At 67.3% G+C, this 17,222-nt stretch carries 13 protein-coding genes; 6 read left to right on the forward strand and 7 right to left on the reverse strand.

The genetic code is table 11. From position 1 onward, the window contains the following. Positions 1-38 precede the first annotated feature (38 nt). Complete coding sequence (locus IEV64_RS04920; protein WP_188423334.1) at positions 39-1,778, forward strand: excinuclease ABC subunit C; 1,740 nt, start codon at positions 39-41, stop codon at positions 1,776-1,778. Positions 1,779-1,798: 20 nt separating this feature from the next. On the opposite strand, the gene IEV64_RS04925 is transcribed toward IEV64_RS04920, so the two are convergent. Both IEV64_RS04925 and mdh read right to left on the reverse strand, forming a co-directional pair. Further along, entirely contained in the window at positions 1,799-2,725 is a 927-nt protein-coding gene (locus IEV64_RS04925; protein ID WP_007274661.1) for a CPBP family intramembrane glutamic endopeptidase, read from the reverse strand. 130 nt (positions 2,726-2,855) lie between these two features. After that, entirely contained in the window at positions 2,856-3,770 is a 915-nt protein-coding gene (gene mdh / locus IEV64_RS04930; protein ID WP_049917861.1) for a malate dehydrogenase, read from the reverse strand. Positions 3,771-3,976: 206 nt separating this feature from the next. On the opposite strand from mdh, the gene IEV64_RS04935 reads away from it, so the two are divergent. Together IEV64_RS04935 and IEV64_RS04940 are read left to right on the forward strand one after the other, a co-directional pair. After that, a complete protein-coding gene (locus IEV64_RS04935; protein ID WP_188423335.1) occupies positions 3,977-4,666 on the forward strand; it encodes an Sjogren's syndrome/scleroderma autoantigen 1 family protein in 690 nt (229 codons plus the stop codon). Between the two features lie 82 nt (positions 4,667-4,748). Then, positions 4,749-5,138: a universal stress protein gene (locus tag IEV64_RS04940; protein ID WP_004968735.1), complete on the forward strand. Its 390-nt coding sequence runs from the start codon at positions 4,749-4,751 to the stop codon at positions 5,136-5,138. 24 nt (positions 5,139-5,162) lie between these two features. Here the strand turns inward: IEV64_RS04940 and IEV64_RS04945 are convergent, their stop codons facing one another. The 4 genes from IEV64_RS04945 to IEV64_RS04960 form a co-directional block, all read right to left on the reverse strand. Beyond that, positions 5,163-7,727 carry a DEAD/DEAH box helicase gene (locus IEV64_RS04945; RefSeq protein ID WP_188423336.1) on the reverse strand — a complete coding sequence of 855 codons (2,565 nt, stop codon included), beginning with the start codon at positions 7,725-7,727 and terminating at the stop codon, positions 5,163-5,165. A gap of 346 nt (positions 7,728-8,073) precedes the next feature. Beyond that, positions 8,074-9,087 carry an OapC/ArvC family zinc-ribbon domain-containing protein gene (locus tag IEV64_RS04950; RefSeq protein ID WP_188423337.1) on the reverse strand — a complete coding sequence of 338 codons (1,014 nt, stop codon included), beginning with the start codon at positions 9,085-9,087 and terminating at the stop codon, positions 8,074-8,076. A gap of 48 nt (positions 9,088-9,135) precedes the next feature. Further along, positions 9,136-9,528, reverse strand: coding sequence for a DUF2073 domain-containing protein (locus IEV64_RS04955; protein ID WP_049917862.1), 393 nt, complete (start codon positions 9,526-9,528; stop codon positions 9,136-9,138). A 6-nt stretch (positions 9,529-9,534) separates the two neighbouring features. Then, positions 9,535-10,176, reverse strand: a complete 642-nt coding sequence (locus IEV64_RS04960; RefSeq protein WP_004968740.1) for an Era-like GTP-binding protein — start codon at positions 10,174-10,176, stop codon at positions 9,535-9,537. 1,481 nt (positions 10,177-11,657) lie between these two features. On the opposite strand from IEV64_RS04960, the gene IEV64_RS04965 reads away from it, so the two are divergent. Next, on the forward strand, positions 11,658-13,364 hold the full coding sequence (locus IEV64_RS04965) for a Cdc6/Cdc18 family protein (protein WP_188423338.1): 1,707 nt from the start codon (positions 11,658-11,660) through the stop codon (positions 13,362-13,364). Between the two features lie 54 nt (positions 13,365-13,418). Here IEV64_RS04965 and IEV64_RS04970 read toward each other — a convergent pair whose 3' ends face one another. Then, entirely contained in the window at positions 13,419-14,219 is an 801-nt protein-coding gene (locus IEV64_RS04970; protein ID WP_188423620.1) for a S26 family signal peptidase, read from the reverse strand. Between the two features lie 144 nt (positions 14,220-14,363). Here IEV64_RS04970 and IEV64_RS04975 point away from each other — a divergent pair, with 144 nt between their 5' ends. Next, entirely contained in the window at positions 14,364-15,962 is a 1,599-nt protein-coding gene (locus IEV64_RS04975; RefSeq protein ID WP_007274654.1) for a DNA-directed DNA polymerase II small subunit, read from the forward strand. Between the two features lie 108 nt (positions 15,963-16,070). After that, positions 16,071-17,198 (forward strand): oxidoreductase, encoded by a 1,128-nt coding sequence (locus tag IEV64_RS04980; RefSeq protein WP_188423339.1) that lies wholly within the window; start codon positions 16,071-16,073, stop codon positions 17,196-17,198. The last annotated feature ends 24 nt before the right edge of the window (positions 17,199-17,222 follow it).

Genomic DNA, 17,222 nt, shown 5'->3' on the forward strand with positions numbered 1-17,222 from the left:
CGTCAGCCTCAAGCCTCTCGCGCGGTAAGCCACCCCAGATGGACCCTGCCGCGGTCAGCGAACGAGCCAGCGCACTTCCGGCAGACCCCGGCGTGTACCAGTTCGTCGCCGGCGACGCGGTGCTCTACGTCGGGAAGGCGGTCGACATCCGCGCGCGGGTTCGCTCGTACGCGGACCCCCGCTCGGAACGCATCTCCCGGATGGTCGCCCGCGCGGAGCACATCGACTTCGCCGTTACCGACACTGAGACGCAGGCGCTCCTCCTCGAAGCCAACCTCATCAAGCGCCACCAGCCGCGCTACAACGTCCGCCTGAAAGACGACAAGTCCTACCCGCTGGTCCAGCTGACGGCCCACGCGGTCCCGCGCATCGAGGTCACGCGCGACCCCGAGGACTCGGCGACCGTCTTCGGGCCGTACACCGACAAGGGCCGCGTCGAGACGGTCGTGAAGGCGGTTCGAGAGACCTACGGTCTCCGCGGCTGTTCGGACCACAAGTACGCGAACCGCTCGCGGCCGTGTCTCGACTACGAGATGGACCTGTGTACGGCCCCCTGTACCGGCGAAATCGCGGAGCGCGACTACCGCGGGGACGTCGAGTCGGCGGTCCGCTTCTTCGAGGGCGAGACGGGCGTCCTCGCCGACCCGCTCCGCCGGGAGATGGAAGCCGCCGCGCAGGACGCGGAGTTCGAGCGCGCCGCCAATCTCCGCGACCGACTGGAGGCCGTCGAGTCGTTCCACGGCGCGGGCGAAGACGCCGTCTCGTCGCAGTCCGACGAGCGCGCCATCGACGTGCTCGGCGTCTCGCTCCGCGGCGACTCGGCGACCGTCGCCCGACTCCACGCCGAACGCGGCCAGTTAGTCGACCGGACCCGTCACCACCTCGACGCGCCCGAGGGCGAAGACCGCACGGCGGCCGTCCTCTCGGCGTTCCTCGCGCAGTTCTACGCCGAGCGCGACCTCCCCGACGCGGTCGTCCTCTCGGAGCGCCCCGACGACGAGGACGTGGTGGCGTGGCTCGAAGCCGAGGGCGTGGGCGTCCGCGTCCCCGGCGCGGGCCGCGAGGCGAAACTGGTCGAACTCGCGCTGAAGAACGCCCGCCGGCGCGCCGGCCGCGACGACGGCCTCGCCACGCTCGCCCACGAACTCGACCTCGACGTGCGCCGCGTCGCCCGCATCGAGGGCTTCGACGTGAGCCACGCGCAGGGCAAGGCCGTCGTCGGAAGCGACGTCTGCTTCGTCGAGGGGAGCGCCGAGACCGCGGACTACCGCCGGCGGCGACTCCCCGAGCGCAACGACGACTACGCGAACATGCGCGAACTCGTCCGCTGGCGGGCGACCCGCGCGCTGGAGGGCCGCGACGACCGCCCGGACCCCGATTTGCTCCTCATCGACGGCGGCAAAGGGCAGTTGAACGCCGCGCTCGACGCCCTCGAGGAGACCGGCTGGGACGTGCCCGCCGTCGGCATCGCCAAGGACCGCGAACTGGTCGTCACGCCCGACCGGACGTTCGACTGGCCGGACGACGCGCCGCACCTGCACGTCCTCCAGCGCGTCCGCGACGAGGCCCACCGCTTCGCCGTCCAGTACCACCAGACGCTCCGCGACGAGGTGAAGACCGTCCTCGACGACGTGCCCGGGGTAGGTCCGAAGACGCGACGGGCGCTCCTCACGCGGTTCGGGAGCGTCGAGGGGGTGCGCGAGGCGTCGGTCGAGGACCTGACGGACGTGCCCGGCGTCGGCGAGAAGACGGCCGCGGAGTTGAAACGGCGGCTCTGAAGCGGCGGCTGTGACGGGGCTTACGCCTCGAACGCCGGCGAGCGAACCACGAGCACCGCGGCGACGACCGCCCACGGAACGACGGCGACTGCGCCGACGGCAGTCGGGCCGAGTAACGACGGCGCGCCGGCCGTCGCAAAGAGAGTTCCGAGGCCCGCGAAGGCGTTGAACATCCCGTGACCGAGCGCCGCGGGCCACACCGAGTCGGCGCGGAGCGCGACCCACGCGAGGAAGACACCGACCGCCGTCGTCATCCAGACCATCGCCAGAAATCCCGTCCACGGCGCGCCGGGGTAGCCGAAGCCGTAGTTGTAGCCGAGCGCGATGAGCGGCCAGTGCCACGCGCCCCAGACGACGCCCAAGAGGAGGACCGCCCGGCGGGGACCGAGCGGCAGGAGCTTCTGCAGGAGGTACGCCCGCCAGCCGAACTCCTCGCCGAAGGCGAAGGCGGTGTTCACCGTCGCACCGAGGACGAGCCCCTGTGCGACCTGTGCGACCAAGACGAGTTCGAGCGACGCGCCCGGCGGGAGCACCCCGCGGAGCGCCGTCGCGTCGGGGTCGAAATACGCCGGAAAGAGCGCGAAAAACAGCGCCGCGCCGACGGCGATGAACAGACCGGGGACGAGCCACGCGAGGAGGTGGGTGCCGAGGTTCGACCGGAGCGCGGGGCGAATCCGTAGGTCGGTCCATCCCTCGCCGGTGACGAGCCGGGTGACGACGTTCGCGACCGACGGCGAGAACATGTAGCACGTGCTGACGAGCACGAGCCACAGCGGGAGTCCGAACGCGACCGGCGGTGAGTTCGTCAGGCCGCCGGTGAGAGACACGGCGAGCGCGGTCGCGCCCGCGAGTCCGAAGGCGACGAGGAGGAAGACGAAGACGCGGCGAGACTCGAACGACTCGGCGCCCGCGTCCGGGTCCGTCCGGCCGTCCCCAACTGTAGACATACGAGAACTATCGACCGGCGACGAGATAACGGTTGACGCCGGGGAGACACGGATGTCAGCGGGAGGAGACGCGGAACCGCAAAAAGTCGGTGTGTCGAGAGCCGGACGGTATGTCGAGAACCGGACCGAGTTACGCGATTTTGTTGTACTGGTCGCGGAGCTTCTCGGCCGCGTCGTCCATGAGGTCGGCCTCGTAGTCGTCGAGGTCCCACTCGACGACCTCCTCGATGCCGTTCGAGCCGAGCTTGACGGGGACGCCGAAGGCGGTGTCCTCGTAGCCGAACTCGCCGTCGAGGACGAGCGAGCCGGGGAGCACTTCGCCGGTGTCGTGCAGGACGGCCTCGACCATGTGGGCGACGCCGGTCGCCGGGCCCCACTGGGTCGCGCCCTTGCGCTCGATGACGTCCATGGCGGACTCCTGGAGGTCGCCGAGAATCTCCTCTTTCTCGTCGGCGGAGAAGGCGGGGTCGTTGCCGTCGACGCGGACCTTCGAGAAGACCGGCACCTGCGCGTCGCCGTGCTCGCCGAGGATGGTCGCGTCGACGTTCTTGACGGGCACGTCGAAGCGCTGGCTCAGCACGTAGCGGAAGCGGGCGGAGTCGAGGCGGCCGCCGAAGCCGATGACTTTGTGGCGGTCGCGGTCGCCCGTCTCGTAGAGGTGGCGGTTGAGCAGGTCGACGGGGTTCGACGTGGTGATGGAGACGAAGTCGTCGTTGTGCTCCGCGAGCGAGGAGCCGATGTCGTCCATGATGGGGGCGTTGTCGCCCGCGAGGTCGATACGGGTCTGTCCCGGCTGGCGCGGGATGCCCGCCGTGATGACGACCACGTCGGAGCCGGCGGTGTCCTCGTAGCCGCCCTGCGTCACGACCGTGTTGGAGTCGTAGGCGATGCCGTGGTTCGTGTCCGCCGCCTGTCCGACCGTCTTGTCTTCCATCTTCGGGATGTCAACGAACACGAGTTCGTCGCAGACATCGCGAAGCGCGAGGTTGTACCCAGCCGCGGCACCGACCGTGCCGGCCGCACCAATCACGCTAACTTTCGTCATGCCACATTAACGACGCTGTGGATTCCGAGTAAACGTTTCGGAACGGGCACCGTCGCGCGGTCTGTCGATTCTGCGTACGTCAGTCGTCGAACTTCGGGCGACTGCGGCGGGGTACCGTCGGTGGCGAGAGCCGGTGAGACCGTCGGTGACGAAACCGACCGAGCGACGCCGTGGGGTTTTTCGACGCACGTCGCGTCCACACCCACATGAGCGACTTCGACAAGGAAGCAGAGCGCCAGCGACTTCGCGAGAAGTACGAGCGAGACGAGACGAAGCGCCGGTCGACCCAGCGGATGAGCGAGTTGCTCCTCAAGGGCGCGACGATGACGAACAAGCACTGCGACAACTGCGGCGACCCGCTGTTCCGCTACGAGGGGCAGGTGTTCTGTCCGACCTGTCAGGCCGAGGGACAGGCCGCGGCGAACGCCGACCAAGACGCGGAGCGGGCCGCCGAGGCGGCCGTCGAAGCCGACGCCAACGAGGGCGAGGCCGCGTCCGGCGGGGCGACCGCGTCCACAGAGAGCGTCGATGCGGCGGCCGGTTCTGCGACCCCCAATGCCGAAACAGCGGGAACTGAGCGACCGCAGGCCGGGACACGCCAGTCTGCGCCGGCCCGTGGGAACCGCGTCGCCGACGAGGCGCGCCGCGACACTGCCGGCTCGAACGGGCGGGTCCCGTCGGCGACACAGTCCCGAACCGCGGGCGAGCAGGGGACGACCGAGCGACGCGCGCCCCGCGAGGTCGCCGGCGACGTGACCGCCGCGCGCGAGTCGCTCGTGCGGACGCTGACGTGGGCCGCCGAGCGCGCCGAGGCGACCGACGACCCCCGGCGGGCGACGGAGTTCCTGACCGCCGCGCGCGAGGCCGCCGAGGCCATCTCGGCGCTCGACCGATAACCGACCGACGCGTCGTCGCGTCCTCGCGTCGGCCGTCGCTCCCGGCGGTAGAACTTACCGCCCCGCGGACCCTCTGTTTCGTATGGACGTACTCATCCCCATCGACGGTACCGACGCCAGCAAACGCGCGCTCGACTTCGCCATCGAGATGGTCGTCGGGATGGGCGGGAGCCTCCACGTCGTCCACTACACGAACAACCAGACCGACGCGACGGAGGCCATCCTCGACGACGCGCGCGGCAGGCTCGAAGCGAGCGATGTCGGCGGCGAGCCGGAACTCTCGACCCTCACGGTCGACGTGTGGACCGCCGACCGCGTCGGCGAGGAGATTCTCGACACCGTCGAGCGCGGCGGCTTCGACCACGTCGTCATGGGCCACCACGAGGACGGCATCGTCGAGCGAACCGTCTTCGGGAGCGCCGCCGAGACGGTGCTTCGGGCCGAGGCCGTTCCGGTGACCATCGTTCCCTGACGCGCTCCGGGCGGTGACCGCGGCTCAGCGGTACTCCGAGCCGACGACCTCGCGGATTCGCTCGGCGGTGACCTGGCCGACGCCGCGGACCTCTCTGAGGTCGTCCTCGTTTGCGGTCATGACCGCCTCGACGCTCCCGAACGCTTCGAGCAGGGTCCGCGCCGTCACCGGGCCGATGTCGGCGATGGCGGAGACGACGTACTCCTGTTGCTCGTCGAGCGTCTTCGCGCTCTTGCCGCCGTGGACGCTCACGGTGCGCTCGCGGTCCGTCTGCTCGCGGGTGGCGATGGTCGCCAGCATCTCCGCGGTGTCGTCTTCGTCCTCGGTGAAAAGCACGCTCACGTTGAAGTCGACCGCGACCGACGACAGCGCCCCGCGAATCGCGCCGGGGTGGATGTTGCGCTCCTCGTAGAGGCCGCGCCCCTCGATGACGAGAAGCGGCCGGGCGTAGTGGCGCGTGAGGTCTGCGACCTGCTCGAATATCGAGCGGTCGCCGCCCGTGAGCGTGTCGAGGAAGTCCGAGACGCTCTTTCGCTCGACCGCGACGCGGTCCGAGAGGACGTAGTCGCCGACCGCGAGCGTCTCCAGTCGGGTCGTCAGGTCCTCGCGCTTCGAGAGGGTGCGGGCGATGTTGGAGTCGAGTTCGCGCTGGTCGACGACGATTTCGACGGTCTCCTCGTCGTCGGTTCCCGCCGCGGCGACGGTGGCCGGGTCGTCCGCCTCGTCGCGCTCGGGGGAATCGCCGTCGCTGTCGTCGCGGTCGTTGCCCTCATCGCCCCCGTCGCCGTCGTCCGCCCGCGCCAACTCCTCGTCCGAGGGACCGAAGTCGGCGAGGCCGGACTGCCCGTCGGGGTCGGTCGCGGCGGCGGCCGCGGTCTCTCCGTTCGAGGCGGACGACCCGGCGGCCGACGCCTCGTTCGCACCGCCCTCGCTCGCGGCGTCAACCCCCTCGTTTCCGGTGGAACTCCCCGCGTTACCGGCGGAACCGCCGTCGTCTCCGGCGAACGCCGAGAGGTCGCGCTGTGAGGGGTCGAGTTCCGCTTCGAGGTCGTCGGCCGCGCCCTTGAGGTCTCGAAGCTCGTTTTGCATCGTCTTCTCGCGGCGGCGCGATATCCAGAAGTACGCCTCGTCGCGGGTGTCCTCGGCGAGGAGGACGACCACGCGGCCGTCGGCCTGCCGGCCGGTCCGGCCCTTCCGCTGGATGGACCGGATGGCCGTCGGCACGGGTTCGAAAAAGAGCACGAGGTCGACCTCGGGCACGTCGAGGCCCTCCTCCGCGACGGAGGTCGAGACGAGCACCTCGAACTCGCCGCTTCGGAACTTGTCGAGGGTCTCCTGCTGTTCGTTCTGCGTCATCCCGTCGGAGCCCTCGCGGTCGCCCTGTCCGACGAACCGCCGGACCGAGAAGCTCTCCGAGAGGAACTCCGTGAGAGCCTCGGCCGTGTCGCGGGACTCGGTGAAGACGATGACGCGCTCGCCGTCCTGGATGCCGAGCGTCTCCGCGAGGAGGATGCGCGTCTTCCTGAACTTCGGGTGGAGGCCGTCGAACGACTCGGCTTTCCGCATCGCCTCGCGGACCTTCGGCTCGGCGACGAGTCGCTGGCTCGCCTTCGACGCGCCCGACGACCGGGCGGCGTTGCGCTGGCGCTCGAAGTACCGCCGGACCGACTCGACCGACTGGGTCTCGACGAGTTCGACCGCCCGGCGGAGCTTCATCACCTCCGCGTGCGTGGACATCCCCTTGTAGCCCTCCGACTTGTCGGCGTTCATCAGCCGCTGGAGCTCCGCGCGCATCCGGTTGAGCTTCTTCTGGGAGATATCGGGCTTCGTCGACTTGGTGACGCCCAACTGCTTGAGCTTCTCCAGCCGGTCGGTGATGACCTCGTTGAGGGCGTCGCGTATCTCCAGGATCTCGTCGGGGAGCTGGATGCGGTTCCACTCCACGTCGGTGTCGTGGGTGTACTCCGACACGTCGGCGTCCTCCTCGGTCATCACCTCCACGTCGACGATACCGAGGTTCTCACAGACTTCGAGGATGGCTTCCTCGTCGCCGCCGGGCGAGGCGCTCATCCCCGTGACGAGCGGGTTCTCGGCGTCGGCGTGGTAGCGCTCGGCGATGTAGACGTAGGCGTAGTCGCCGCTCGCGCGGTGGCACTCGTCGAAGGTGAGGTGCGTCACGTCCCGAAGCGAGATGCGGTTGCCGATGAGGTCGTTTTCGATGACCTGCGGCGTGGCGATGACGATTTGGGCGTCCTGCCAGAGGGCGGCCCGGTCGTCGGGCCGCACGTCGCCGGTGAAGACGACGATTTCGTCGTCCGGAACGGTCAGCGCCTCGCGGTAGAAGTCGGCGTGCTGTTGGACGAGCGGCTTCGTCGGCGCGAGAAACAGCGACTTCCCGCCCACGTCGTAGAGCCGCTGGGCCGTGACGAGCAGGCTGACGGTCGTCTTCCCGAGGCCGGTGGGGAGACAGACCAGCGTGTGGCCGTTGCGCGCGGTACCGGCGAGGCGAATCTGATAGAGCCGCCGCTCGATGAACGACGGCGCGAGTAGCGGGTGGTCCACGTACGCAACGTCCTCAGAGGCCGACATCGGTGACGATTGCTCGCCCTCGCCGATAAGGGTTCGCAGAGCAGGGTGAAACTAAAGGAGTCCGCCGGAAGCGACCGCGGCGGTCGTTACCCAGCGCTGTCGGCGGTATCGAGGTCGGGGTCGTCTGGTCGCGCGGTCGGGAGCGACGCTCCGAGGAGCGACGCCCACTCGGCGACCTTCTCGTTGTGCGGATTGGACATAGCGCTTCCCCAAGGAGATATACTCTCAACTATCGTATATAACGGTTGTGCCGATTCGACGGATGGACCCGTACGAACGAGACCGGGAGACCGTCGCTCCACCGGAAACACTGGGGTCGAGCGCCGGTCCGCCGCGGGAGCCGCGGTCAGTCCTCGCTGTTGCCGGGACCCCACGAGTCCGGGACTTCGATGACGTACCGGCCGTCCTCGCGGAGCGAGATGATGTACTCGCTTCGGTCGTACAGCTCCATGAGGTTGAGCTCGTACTGACCCGGATTGACGATTTTGATGCTCTCGAACTGGTCGTTGAGCTCCTCGCGAAGCTGGTCAAGGTCGGGTCGCTCGTCGGACGACGGCTCGATGACCGTGCCGTCGGCGTCCGTGGGCGCGGCGCCCGCGGGCTGGCCGGCCGCCGCGTCGGGGGCAGGAGACACGTCGGGGTCGGAAGGCGCTTCCGACGGCGTCTCCGCCGCCGAACCGCGCCGGTTCGCATCGGCCGCGGCGAGTTCTTCCGGCGTGACGATGTCGCTCCGGGCGCTCTTCTGGGAGTTGTCCTCGTCCGTCTCGCGCGCGTTGATTGTACCGGGGTCTCGATTCGGGGGCGATGCCGAACTCGGCGAACCATCGGACTGACCCGCCGCGGGCTCTCCTCGGGGTTCGTTCCGCGACGCCGGTGGTGGCTCTTGGGGGTCTGCCCCCGGCGACTCGCCGGGCGCTGACGGCCACTCACCCCACCCGCGGGGGTCGGGTTCGGGTCCGCTCCCCGTGTCGGCCGCGCCACCCGCGTCGCTCGACCCGGTCGCCTCGGTCGGCGACGGCTCGCTTCGGGTCGAACCCGCGGCGTCGCCGGTCTCGGTTCGCTGTGGGGCGTCGGCGTTCGCGTTCGCCCAGTCGCTGACGGTCATCGACTCCTCGTCGGTCGAGTCGGGATGGGACTGTTGCTGTGCGCGGTCTCGGACGGCGTCGGCCGCCGAGGAGGTCAGGTCCCGCGTTCCGGCGCCGCCCGCCGACGGCGTGTCACCGCTTGCGCTCGCGGGAGCGCTCCCGCTCGACGCGGGCTTGAACTGAAACTTGTTGCCGCCGCAGTTCGGGCACCCCGAAAGCATCTCCTTCGAGCCGTCGGGGAACACCTTACCGCACGTGGTGCATTGATGTGGCATTGGTGGATGGTAGCGCCGGATGGCGCGTGAGGGCGTTCGTGGGACCCCCTATTTTCGGGAGACGAGCGCGCTGATGAGGTTCTCGTCCTTGTGGAGCGTCTGAATCTGGTTCGCCGGACCGATGACCGTGAGCTTCTGGGTCGACTGTCGGCCCATGAGCCGGTCGAGGAAGCTCTGGTCTGCGGTCTGCGAGCGCGGATACGTCTCGATTTCGATACCGTTGAACTCGTCGGGGCTTATCTCGGCCATCGTGACCTCGATGAGCTTCGACTCCTCGTCGGGCGAGAGGCCCTCTTCGAGGATGACGATGTTGCCGTCGCGGACGCCGTCGAGGATGAGCCGAATCTTCTCCATGCTCGTGAGGTTTGCCATCCGATTCCCGCTGAAGAGGTCTATCTGGACCCCGTCGGTGCCGTTGTCGGAGGCGGTTGCTTCAGGCATGGTGAATCACGCGAAGTACTCCGCGATTTTGGCGTACACTTCGTCCATGTTCTCCCCTTCGAGCGCTGACAACTCGACTGTTTCGTGCTGGGGGTACGCGTTCGCGATGCGCTCGACGTTCGCCTCTTCGAGGTCGATCTTGTTCGCGAAGATGAGCACGGGCAGGTCCTGGCTCTCGATGATGCCGATGAGCATCGTGTTGACCTGCGAAATCGGGTCTTTCGTACTGTCGAGCACGTAGATGACGCCGTCGACGTCCTCGCGGAGCCAGTGCATGGCCTCGGCGACGCCCTCGGTCGCCTCGCGGGACCGGCGGACGGCGTCGTCCTTCTCCATGTCGTGTTCGAGGAACTCCTTGTAATCGACTTTCGTCGTGACACCCGGCGTGTCGACGATATCGATGGTGACTTTCTTGCCGTTCCGCTCGATTTCGACGTTCTCCTTCCGCCTGGCGCGGCGAGTCTCGTGAGGGATGTGGCTCTCGGGACCGATGGCGTCACCGGTCCAGTCACGGGCGATACGGTTTGCGAGAGTCGTCTTCCCGGCGTTGGGCGGGCCATATATACCGATCCGCTTCGGCTCGCTCTCCGAAAAGAGCCGGTCGACGACTCGTGAGATGCTGTCTCTTAAATCTGTGAGCAGTCCCATCCTGGGCCTCCCGCACCTCCCGAACGCGTCGTGGAGGGCGTATGGAGGTATCACCCAACCGGACTCACTTAAGCACTACGTCAGACACCAGTCACGTGGGAGACAAGACGACAGAAAGGGCCGGCAAAGTCGGTGGCCGACTCGGTGAGCCGGCGTCGAGCGAGAATATTCGGCCTGTCAACGACCGGTCATGGCGTATCGAACGGACGAGACGAGACGAAACCGAGTTGGGCCGACTCCGCGGTCGTCGCTCGAATAACTGTTACTTCGAGCGTACGCGTGCGAATCTCGAACGCCTGCCGAGCGGTGGCTCTCACGCAGTGCCGGTCGGTGCTCGTGAAACTCGGAGAACGGTCCGATACCACTGAACCGGGTTCGACACGGCCCGACATCACGTCAGCAGTCGCGTCGAGACGGAGTGGGTTGTTCCCACGGACGCGAAACGGTCGGGGCGCAAAACAGTCGGGTTCGAAACAGTCGTCGGGTGACACCCCCACCCCTTCGTTTCGGGTGGAACGGGCCGAAGGGGTGGGTGGGGGGAGACCGCTAGACGGCGGTCGAGTGTTAATTGAATATAGAGAGGATGTAATAATATCTACTTTTCCTTTACTACGGATTTGGTTGGCGAATATACGTAATAAAACCACCGCTATACAAAGACCAACGAGACCCCCCACCCACCTGTTCACGGCTCCACCCGAAACGAAGGGGTGTGGGGCAATCGACACCCAGGCGTTTCCCGTCGAACTGGAGAACCACCACTTAATTGCACAGGAAATCGAGGGGTTAGACAGCGACGAGAACCGTTCTATCTCCCGATTTTTCGAAAAGCGTGTTTTCGCCGTCTCCACTCGAAACAGGGGGGTTCGGCCCACCGATTTTTCTCGTCGGACGCCACCCACACGCTGAGTTCCACTCTAACTGCCTCCGATTGTCGGTTCGCGTGAACCGCAGACTCGACTCGGAACCGTCGGTCGTCAGAGCCGAGTACAACTCTGACGGCCCGACCCGTCTCGACTTGGTGCGACTCGGCGCGTCTTCGTCCGACTCGCCGTGGTTCGTTCGACCTAGTGCGTCTTTCGTTCGTCTCGTTCGACTCGCCGTGGTTCGAGAAGGTTCTCGATTCGATGACCAACCTCGCCCACATGTCTTCTTCGTCCGGTCGCTCGGCGACTCCGCAACTGAGCGTTCGTCTATTCGCTTCTCGGTCGACCGACGAGCGCCCACTTACTACAGCCGTCGCCTCCGACGATATCGCGACTGTTCGTGTTGAAACGGTCCCGACCCCCCGAGTTCTGGTCGAACGACGGCAGACGAGTCGGAGAAGTAAGATTTTTGTACCGACTGTTCGTTTGGTTCCTTTGCATCATCTGGAATCGCCTTCTTCGGCGTGGTGTGAAAATGCCGACTATCTCCGGCTTCACACACCCTATGCGCCGATTTGGGGCGACAATTCCACTTGAAACAAAGGGGTATTCACGATGGACGAGGAAGAGAATCCGAGAGGCGGCACACGAGAGGGAGCCGGGGACAGCAGGTCGGACGACATCGTCGCGGACGCCGACCCCGGCGCACCGAGTACCGACGCGTCCGACGGCGACGCGCCTGCCGACGGCTCTTCCGCCGCGGACGACGTATCCTCCGAAGAGAGCGTCTCCCCCGAGGACGACGAGGACGTGTCCCCCGAAGACATCGACATTCAGGCGAGCATCGGCCCCGACGCCGACGCGCCCGACGGGGACCTCGACCAGCACAAAGACCCCGACGTCGGCCTCGACAAGGTCGTGCTCAACGACGACGAGGGGTCGAAAGGGCTGTTCGACGACCTCCTCGCCGGCGAGCCGATTTTCGAGAACAAGGAGGTCCTCCGCCCGTCGTACACCCCGCACGAACTCCCCCACCGGACCGACCAGATAAACCAGATGGCGACGATTCTCGTCTCCGCCCTGCGCGGGGAGACGCCGTCGAACATCCTCATCTACGGGAAGACCGGGACCGGCAAGACCGCGAGCGCGAAGTTCGTCAGTCAGGAGCTCGAATCAACCTCCCAGAAGTACGACGTGCCCTGCGAGGTCGAGTACATCAACTGCGAGGTGACCGACACGCAGTACCGCGTGCTCGCCCAGCTCGCCAACAAGTTCATCGAGAAGAACGTCGAGCGCATCGAGGCCGAACAGGAGCGCCTCGACGAGATGCGCACGCGGGCGACCGAAGACCCCAACGCTCTCGCGGACACGCCGTACGACTCCATCGCCGAAATCGACGAGCGCGCGGCGGAACTCGACGACGACGCCGACGAGATGGAGACGGTGCCGATGACCGGGTGGCCGACCGACCGCGTCTACACGACGTTCTTCGACGCCGTCGACTACAAGGAGCGGGTGGTCGTCATCATGCTCGACGAAATCGACAAACTGGTCGAGAAGTCGGGCGACGACACGCTCTACAACCTCTCGCGGATGAACTCCGAACTCGACAACTCCCGCATCTCCATCATGGGCATCTCGAACGACCTGAAGTTCACCGACTTCCTCGACCCCCGGGTCAAGTCGAGCCTCGGCGAGGAGGAAATCGTCTTCCCGCCGTACGACGCCAACCAGCTCCGCGACATCCTCCAGCACCGCGCCGACGTGGCGTTCAAGTCCGGCGCGCTCACCGACGACGTGATTCCGCTGTGCGCCGCGTTCGCCGCGCAGGAACACGGCGACGCCCGGCGCGCGCTCGACCTGCTCCGCACGGCCGGCGAACTCGCGGAGCGCGGGCAGGCCGATACCGTCGAGGAGGCCCACGTCCGACAGGCGCAGGACAAAATCGAACTCGACCGCGTTGTCGAGGTCGTCCGCACCCTGCCCACGCAGTCGAAAATCGTCCTCTTCGCCATCATCCTCCTGGAGAAAAACGGCGTTCGCAACATCAACACCGGCGAGGTGTTCAACATCTACAAGCGCCTCTGCGAGGAGATCGACGCCGACGTGCTGACCCAGCGCCGCGTCACCGACCTCATCTCGGAACTCGACATGCTCGGCATCGTCAACGCCGTCGTCGTCTCGAAGGGTCGCTACGGCCGAACTAAGGAAATCAGCCTTTCTGTCCCCATCGACGAGACCGAGGCCGTTTTGCTGACGGACTCCCGTCTCGGCGACATCGAGAGCGCACAGCCGTTCGTGCAGGCGCGGTTCGACAACTGAGACTGAAAAACGAAGTCCGCGAAGTCCGACGCCGACTCTGTTACTTTTCCCGCGTCACGCCGCGAGCGCGTCGGCTCGCGCCGATGTCGCCGATGGTTCCGATAGCTCCGGCGGCTCGACCTGAAGCGGTGCCGTCGTCGCCGGCGCGTCGCCTCCCGCCGCGTTCGTCGTCGACACGTCGGGAGCCGCCGTCTCCATCGTCGTCACGTCGACGAGTTCGACAGGGGCCGGCGCGACCGGCGTCGTCGTCGCCATCGAGTTGGCGAGCGTCAGTCGAACCCACCCGAGAAGCGGGATGCGGATTCGCGCGACGCCTTGGACCCACTCGGGGCGGACCGGGTCGGCGATGCCGCTCACCTGGTCGTACCGTGGGTTGTTGTCGCCTTTCGTGATGAAGCCGCTGTACTCGGCGGGGCAGTTGGCGAGTTCCCGGCAGTTGTCGGCGGCCATGTACTCGGGGTTCGCCCTGTCGTACCAGTTCTCGCCGTCCTCGACCCAGAGCATCGCCCGGTGGATAATCGGGGGGCCGCGGGCGCCGGGGTCGTCGTAGACGATGACGCTTCCGGGCCCGCCGAACTTCCGGTAGTCGACTTCGGCACCTGTCTTGGCCGTGACGACGGCGGTCCCCTCGACCGCCGAGTCGGGGGCGTATCGCTCCGGCCCCGTGATGAACACGAGGTCGCCTTTGTACATGTGCGGTTCCATGCTCCCGCTTTCGACGGCGACCATCGGCGGCCACACGCCGCTCACCGCGAACAGGAGCAACCCGACGGCCAACACGGCGAGCGCGCTCGTCAGGATTTCGCGGACGAACAGAAGCGGCCCCTCCTCTGCCGTCCGAAGCCGAGTTAGCACGCCTTCGTCGGAGGCGGGACCGCGCCGCGGGTCGGGGGAGGGGGGGCGGCCGTCGTCGTCACTCATCACTCCCAGTTTACCCGGACCGGGTTTCAACGTTCTGGGTTTCGGCATCCTTTTTGCCGCGTGTCGCACACTCCGGGTGTGCCACTGGAGACGCCGGCGCGCATCGTCCGAGCGCTCGTCGGTCGCGGCTACAACGCCGAACGCGAGGCCGTGACACTCATCGCCGGCTCCGACGACCCCGGCCGAACCCTCGCCCGCGTCGTCGAAGCCGCCCCGGACGACGCGCTTCGCATCACCGCCGACCACGTCCGCGAGGTGCTCGCCTCCGCCCCCGCCGCGGACCCGCCGGGAACCGAACCGACGGTTCCGACCGCCGCGGACGCCGCCGCATCCGACGCCGCCGCGTCCCACACCGCCGCGTCAGACCCCTCTGTTTCTGATGCAACATCGCACGACAACGCGGCTCACACCTCTCAATCGACTCCAGCCGAAGCGAAGGTGAGCTCGGGCGGTCGGAACGTCGACCCGGCGCTTCGCTCCCTCGAAATCGCCAACGACATGACCGGGCAGTCGACGGGGACCGGCGAGTACGACGACTTCGTGAAGGTGTTCCGCGACCGCTACGAGAAGCTCTCAAAGATGCTCCGCGGGCGCGTCAACCACCGTCCCGCGAAGGCCATCTCGAACATGTCCGGCGGCGAGGACGCGGAACTCATCGGCCTCGTCGACGACGTTCGGTCCACGAAGAGCGGTCACTGGATTATCGACCTCGAAGACACGACGGGGACGTTCCCCTGTCTCGTGATGAAGGACAAGGACATCGCGGGCTACGTCGACGAACTCCTCATGGACGAGTGCATCGCGGTGCAGGGGACGCTGTCGGGCGACGCGGGCATCCTCTTCGTGGACTCGATGCACTTCCCCGACGTGCCGCGGAGCCACCGCCCCAACACCGCCGACAGGGACGTGCAGGCGGCGCTCATCTCGGACGTACACGTCGGCAGTCAGGAGTTCATGGCCGGCGCGTGGAACCGCTTCGCCGACTGGCTCCACACCGAGGAGGCAGAGCGCATCGAGTACCTCCTCATCGCCGGCGACATGGTCGAGGGCGTCGGCGTCTACCCGAATCAGGACGAGGAACTCGACGTCATCGACATCTACGAGCAGTACGAGGCGTTCTCCGAGCACCTCAAATCGGTGCCCGGCGACCTCGACATCGTGATGATTCCGGGCAACCACGACGCGGTCCGACTCGCGGAGCCCCAACCCGGCTTCGACGACGAACTCCGCGACATCATGTCGGCCCACGACGCCCGCATCACGAGCAACCCCTCGATGGTCACGCTCGAAGGCGTCAACGTGCTCATGTACCACGGCGTCTCGCTCGACGAGGTCATCGCCGAACTGCCGGCGGACAAGGCGAGCTACGACGAGCCGCACAAGGCGATGTACCAACTCCTGAAAAAGCGCCACGTCGCGCCGCAGTTCGGGGGTCACACCCGCCTCGCGCCGGAGGAACTCGACTATCTCGTCATGGAGGACGTCCCCGATATCTTCCACACCGGCCACGTCCACAAGCTCGGCTGGGGCAAGTACCACAACGTCCTCGCGGTCAACTCCGGTTGCTGGCAGGCCCAGACCGACTTCCAGAAGTCCGTCAACATCGACCCCGACGCCGGCTACGCGCCCATCGTCGACCTCGACACGCTGAACATGACGGTTCGGAAGTTCTCCTGAGGCGGCGGCCCGTCTCAGACTCGAATGCGCCCCGTTAGCACGCCGGATGTGCGGCGACCGGGACCATTCCGCCGTCGCTTTTTATGGGCGACGCGCACAGAGTCGGTGATGACCGACGACGCGCTGTTCGACGCGACGAGCCTGAACGACCTGTCGCTTTCCAACCGAGTCGGGTTGGCTCCGATGACGCGCATCAGCGCCACCGACGAGGGGCTGGCGACCAACGAGATGGCCCACTACTACCGGAAGTTCGCCGACGGCGGCTTCGGCTTTCTCGTCACCGAGGGCGTCTACACGGACGACGCGTACAGTCAGGGTTACCTGAACCAGCCGGGGCTCGTCACCGGCGACCACGTCGAGGCGTGGACGAACGTCACGGACGCCGTCCACGAGGTCGACACGCCGATTTTCGCGCAGTTGATGCACGCCGGGGCGCAGTCGCAGGGGAACACCCACCTCGATGGCGACCGGACGCTCGCGCCCTCCGCGGTCCAGCCCGACGGCCAGAAGGCCGAAGCCTACGGCGGGAGCGGGGAGTTCGCGGTCCCGAAGGCGGCCGACGAGACCGACCTCGAAACCGTCCGCGAAGGATTCGTTCGGGCGGCGCGGAACGCGGTCGAAGCCGGCTTCGACGGCGTGGAACTCCACGGCGCGAACGGCTACCTGCTCAACGAGTTCCTCGCGGCCGACGCGAACCGGCGCGACGACGAGTACGGTGGCGGTCCCGAGTCCCGAGTCAAATTCCCGGCCGAGGTCCTTTCGGCGGTCGCCGACGCGGTCCCCGAGGAGTTCGTCGTCGGCGTCCGCGTCTCGCAGGAGAAAGTGACCGACGGCGACTACGAGTGGCCCGAGGGCGAAGAGGCGGCCGCGGTCTTCTTCGAGGCGCTGTCGGCCGCCGGAGCCGACTACGTCCACGCGACCGAGACCGACGCGACGAGTCCGACCTTCGGGGCGGGCGGCCCGTCGCTCGCGGAGGCCGCCGCCGAGTACGTCGCGGACGACACGGTCGTCGTCGCCAACGGCGGCCTCGGCGACCCGGACGCGGCGCGGGCCGCCCTCGACGCCGGCGCGGACCTGCTCACACTGGGGACGAGCGCGCTCGCCAACCCGGACTGGCCGGCGCGCGTGGCCGCCGGCGACGACCTCGACGCGTTCGACCCGGCGAAGTACCTCGCGCCGACCGCCGGGCTCTCGGACCACGAAGTGCCGTCGGAGCCGCCGCTCGCGGACGACTGACGCGCGCTCGACGCCGAACTCTCT

Source organism: Haloferax sulfurifontis (assembly GCF_014635105.1).
In the GTDB taxonomy this organism is placed as follows: domain Archaea; phylum Halobacteriota; class Halobacteria; order Halobacteriales; family Haloferacaceae; genus Haloferax; species Haloferax denitrificans.

What these genes read in the sequence shown, in the direction of transcription:
- IEV64_RS04950 (WP_188423337.1), bottom strand. Translation starts at nt 9,087, where the DNA reads ATGCCACATCAATGCACCACGTGCGGTAAGGTGTTCCCCGACGGCTCG.
- IEV64_RS04940 (WP_004968735.1), top strand. Translation starts at nt 4,749, where the DNA reads ATGGACGTACTCATCCCCATCGACGGTACCGACGCCAGCAAACGCGCG.
- IEV64_RS04960 (WP_004968740.1), bottom strand. Translation starts at nt 10,176, where the DNA reads ATGGGACTGCTCACAGATTTAAGAGACAGCATCTCACGAGTCGTCGAC.
- IEV64_RS04925 (WP_007274661.1), bottom strand. Translation starts at nt 2,725, where the DNA reads ATGTCTACAGTTGGGGACGGCCGGACGGACCCGGACGCGGGCGCCGAG.
- IEV64_RS04920 (WP_188423334.1), top strand. Translation starts at nt 39, where the DNA reads ATGGACCCTGCCGCGGTCAGCGAACGAGCCAGCGCACTTCCGGCAGAC.
- IEV64_RS04965 (WP_188423338.1), top strand. Translation starts at nt 11,658, where the DNA reads ATGGACGAGGAAGAGAATCCGAGAGGCGGCACACGAGAGGGAGCCGGG.
- IEV64_RS04945 (WP_188423336.1), bottom strand. Translation starts at nt 7,727, where the DNA reads ATGTCGGCCTCTGAGGACGTTGCGTACGTGGACCACCCGCTACTCGCG.
- IEV64_RS04955 (WP_049917862.1), bottom strand. Translation starts at nt 9,528, where the DNA reads ATGCCTGAAGCAACCGCCTCCGACAACGGCACCGACGGGGTCCAGATA.
- IEV64_RS04980 (WP_188423339.1), top strand. Translation starts at nt 16,071, where the DNA reads ATGACCGACGACGCGCTGTTCGACGCGACGAGCCTGAACGACCTGTCG.
- mdh (WP_049917861.1), bottom strand. Translation starts at nt 3,770, where the DNA reads ATGACGAAAGTTAGCGTGATTGGTGCGGCCGGCACGGTCGGTGCCGCG.
- IEV64_RS04935 (WP_188423335.1), top strand. Translation starts at nt 3,977, where the DNA reads ATGAGCGACTTCGACAAGGAAGCAGAGCGCCAGCGACTTCGCGAGAAG.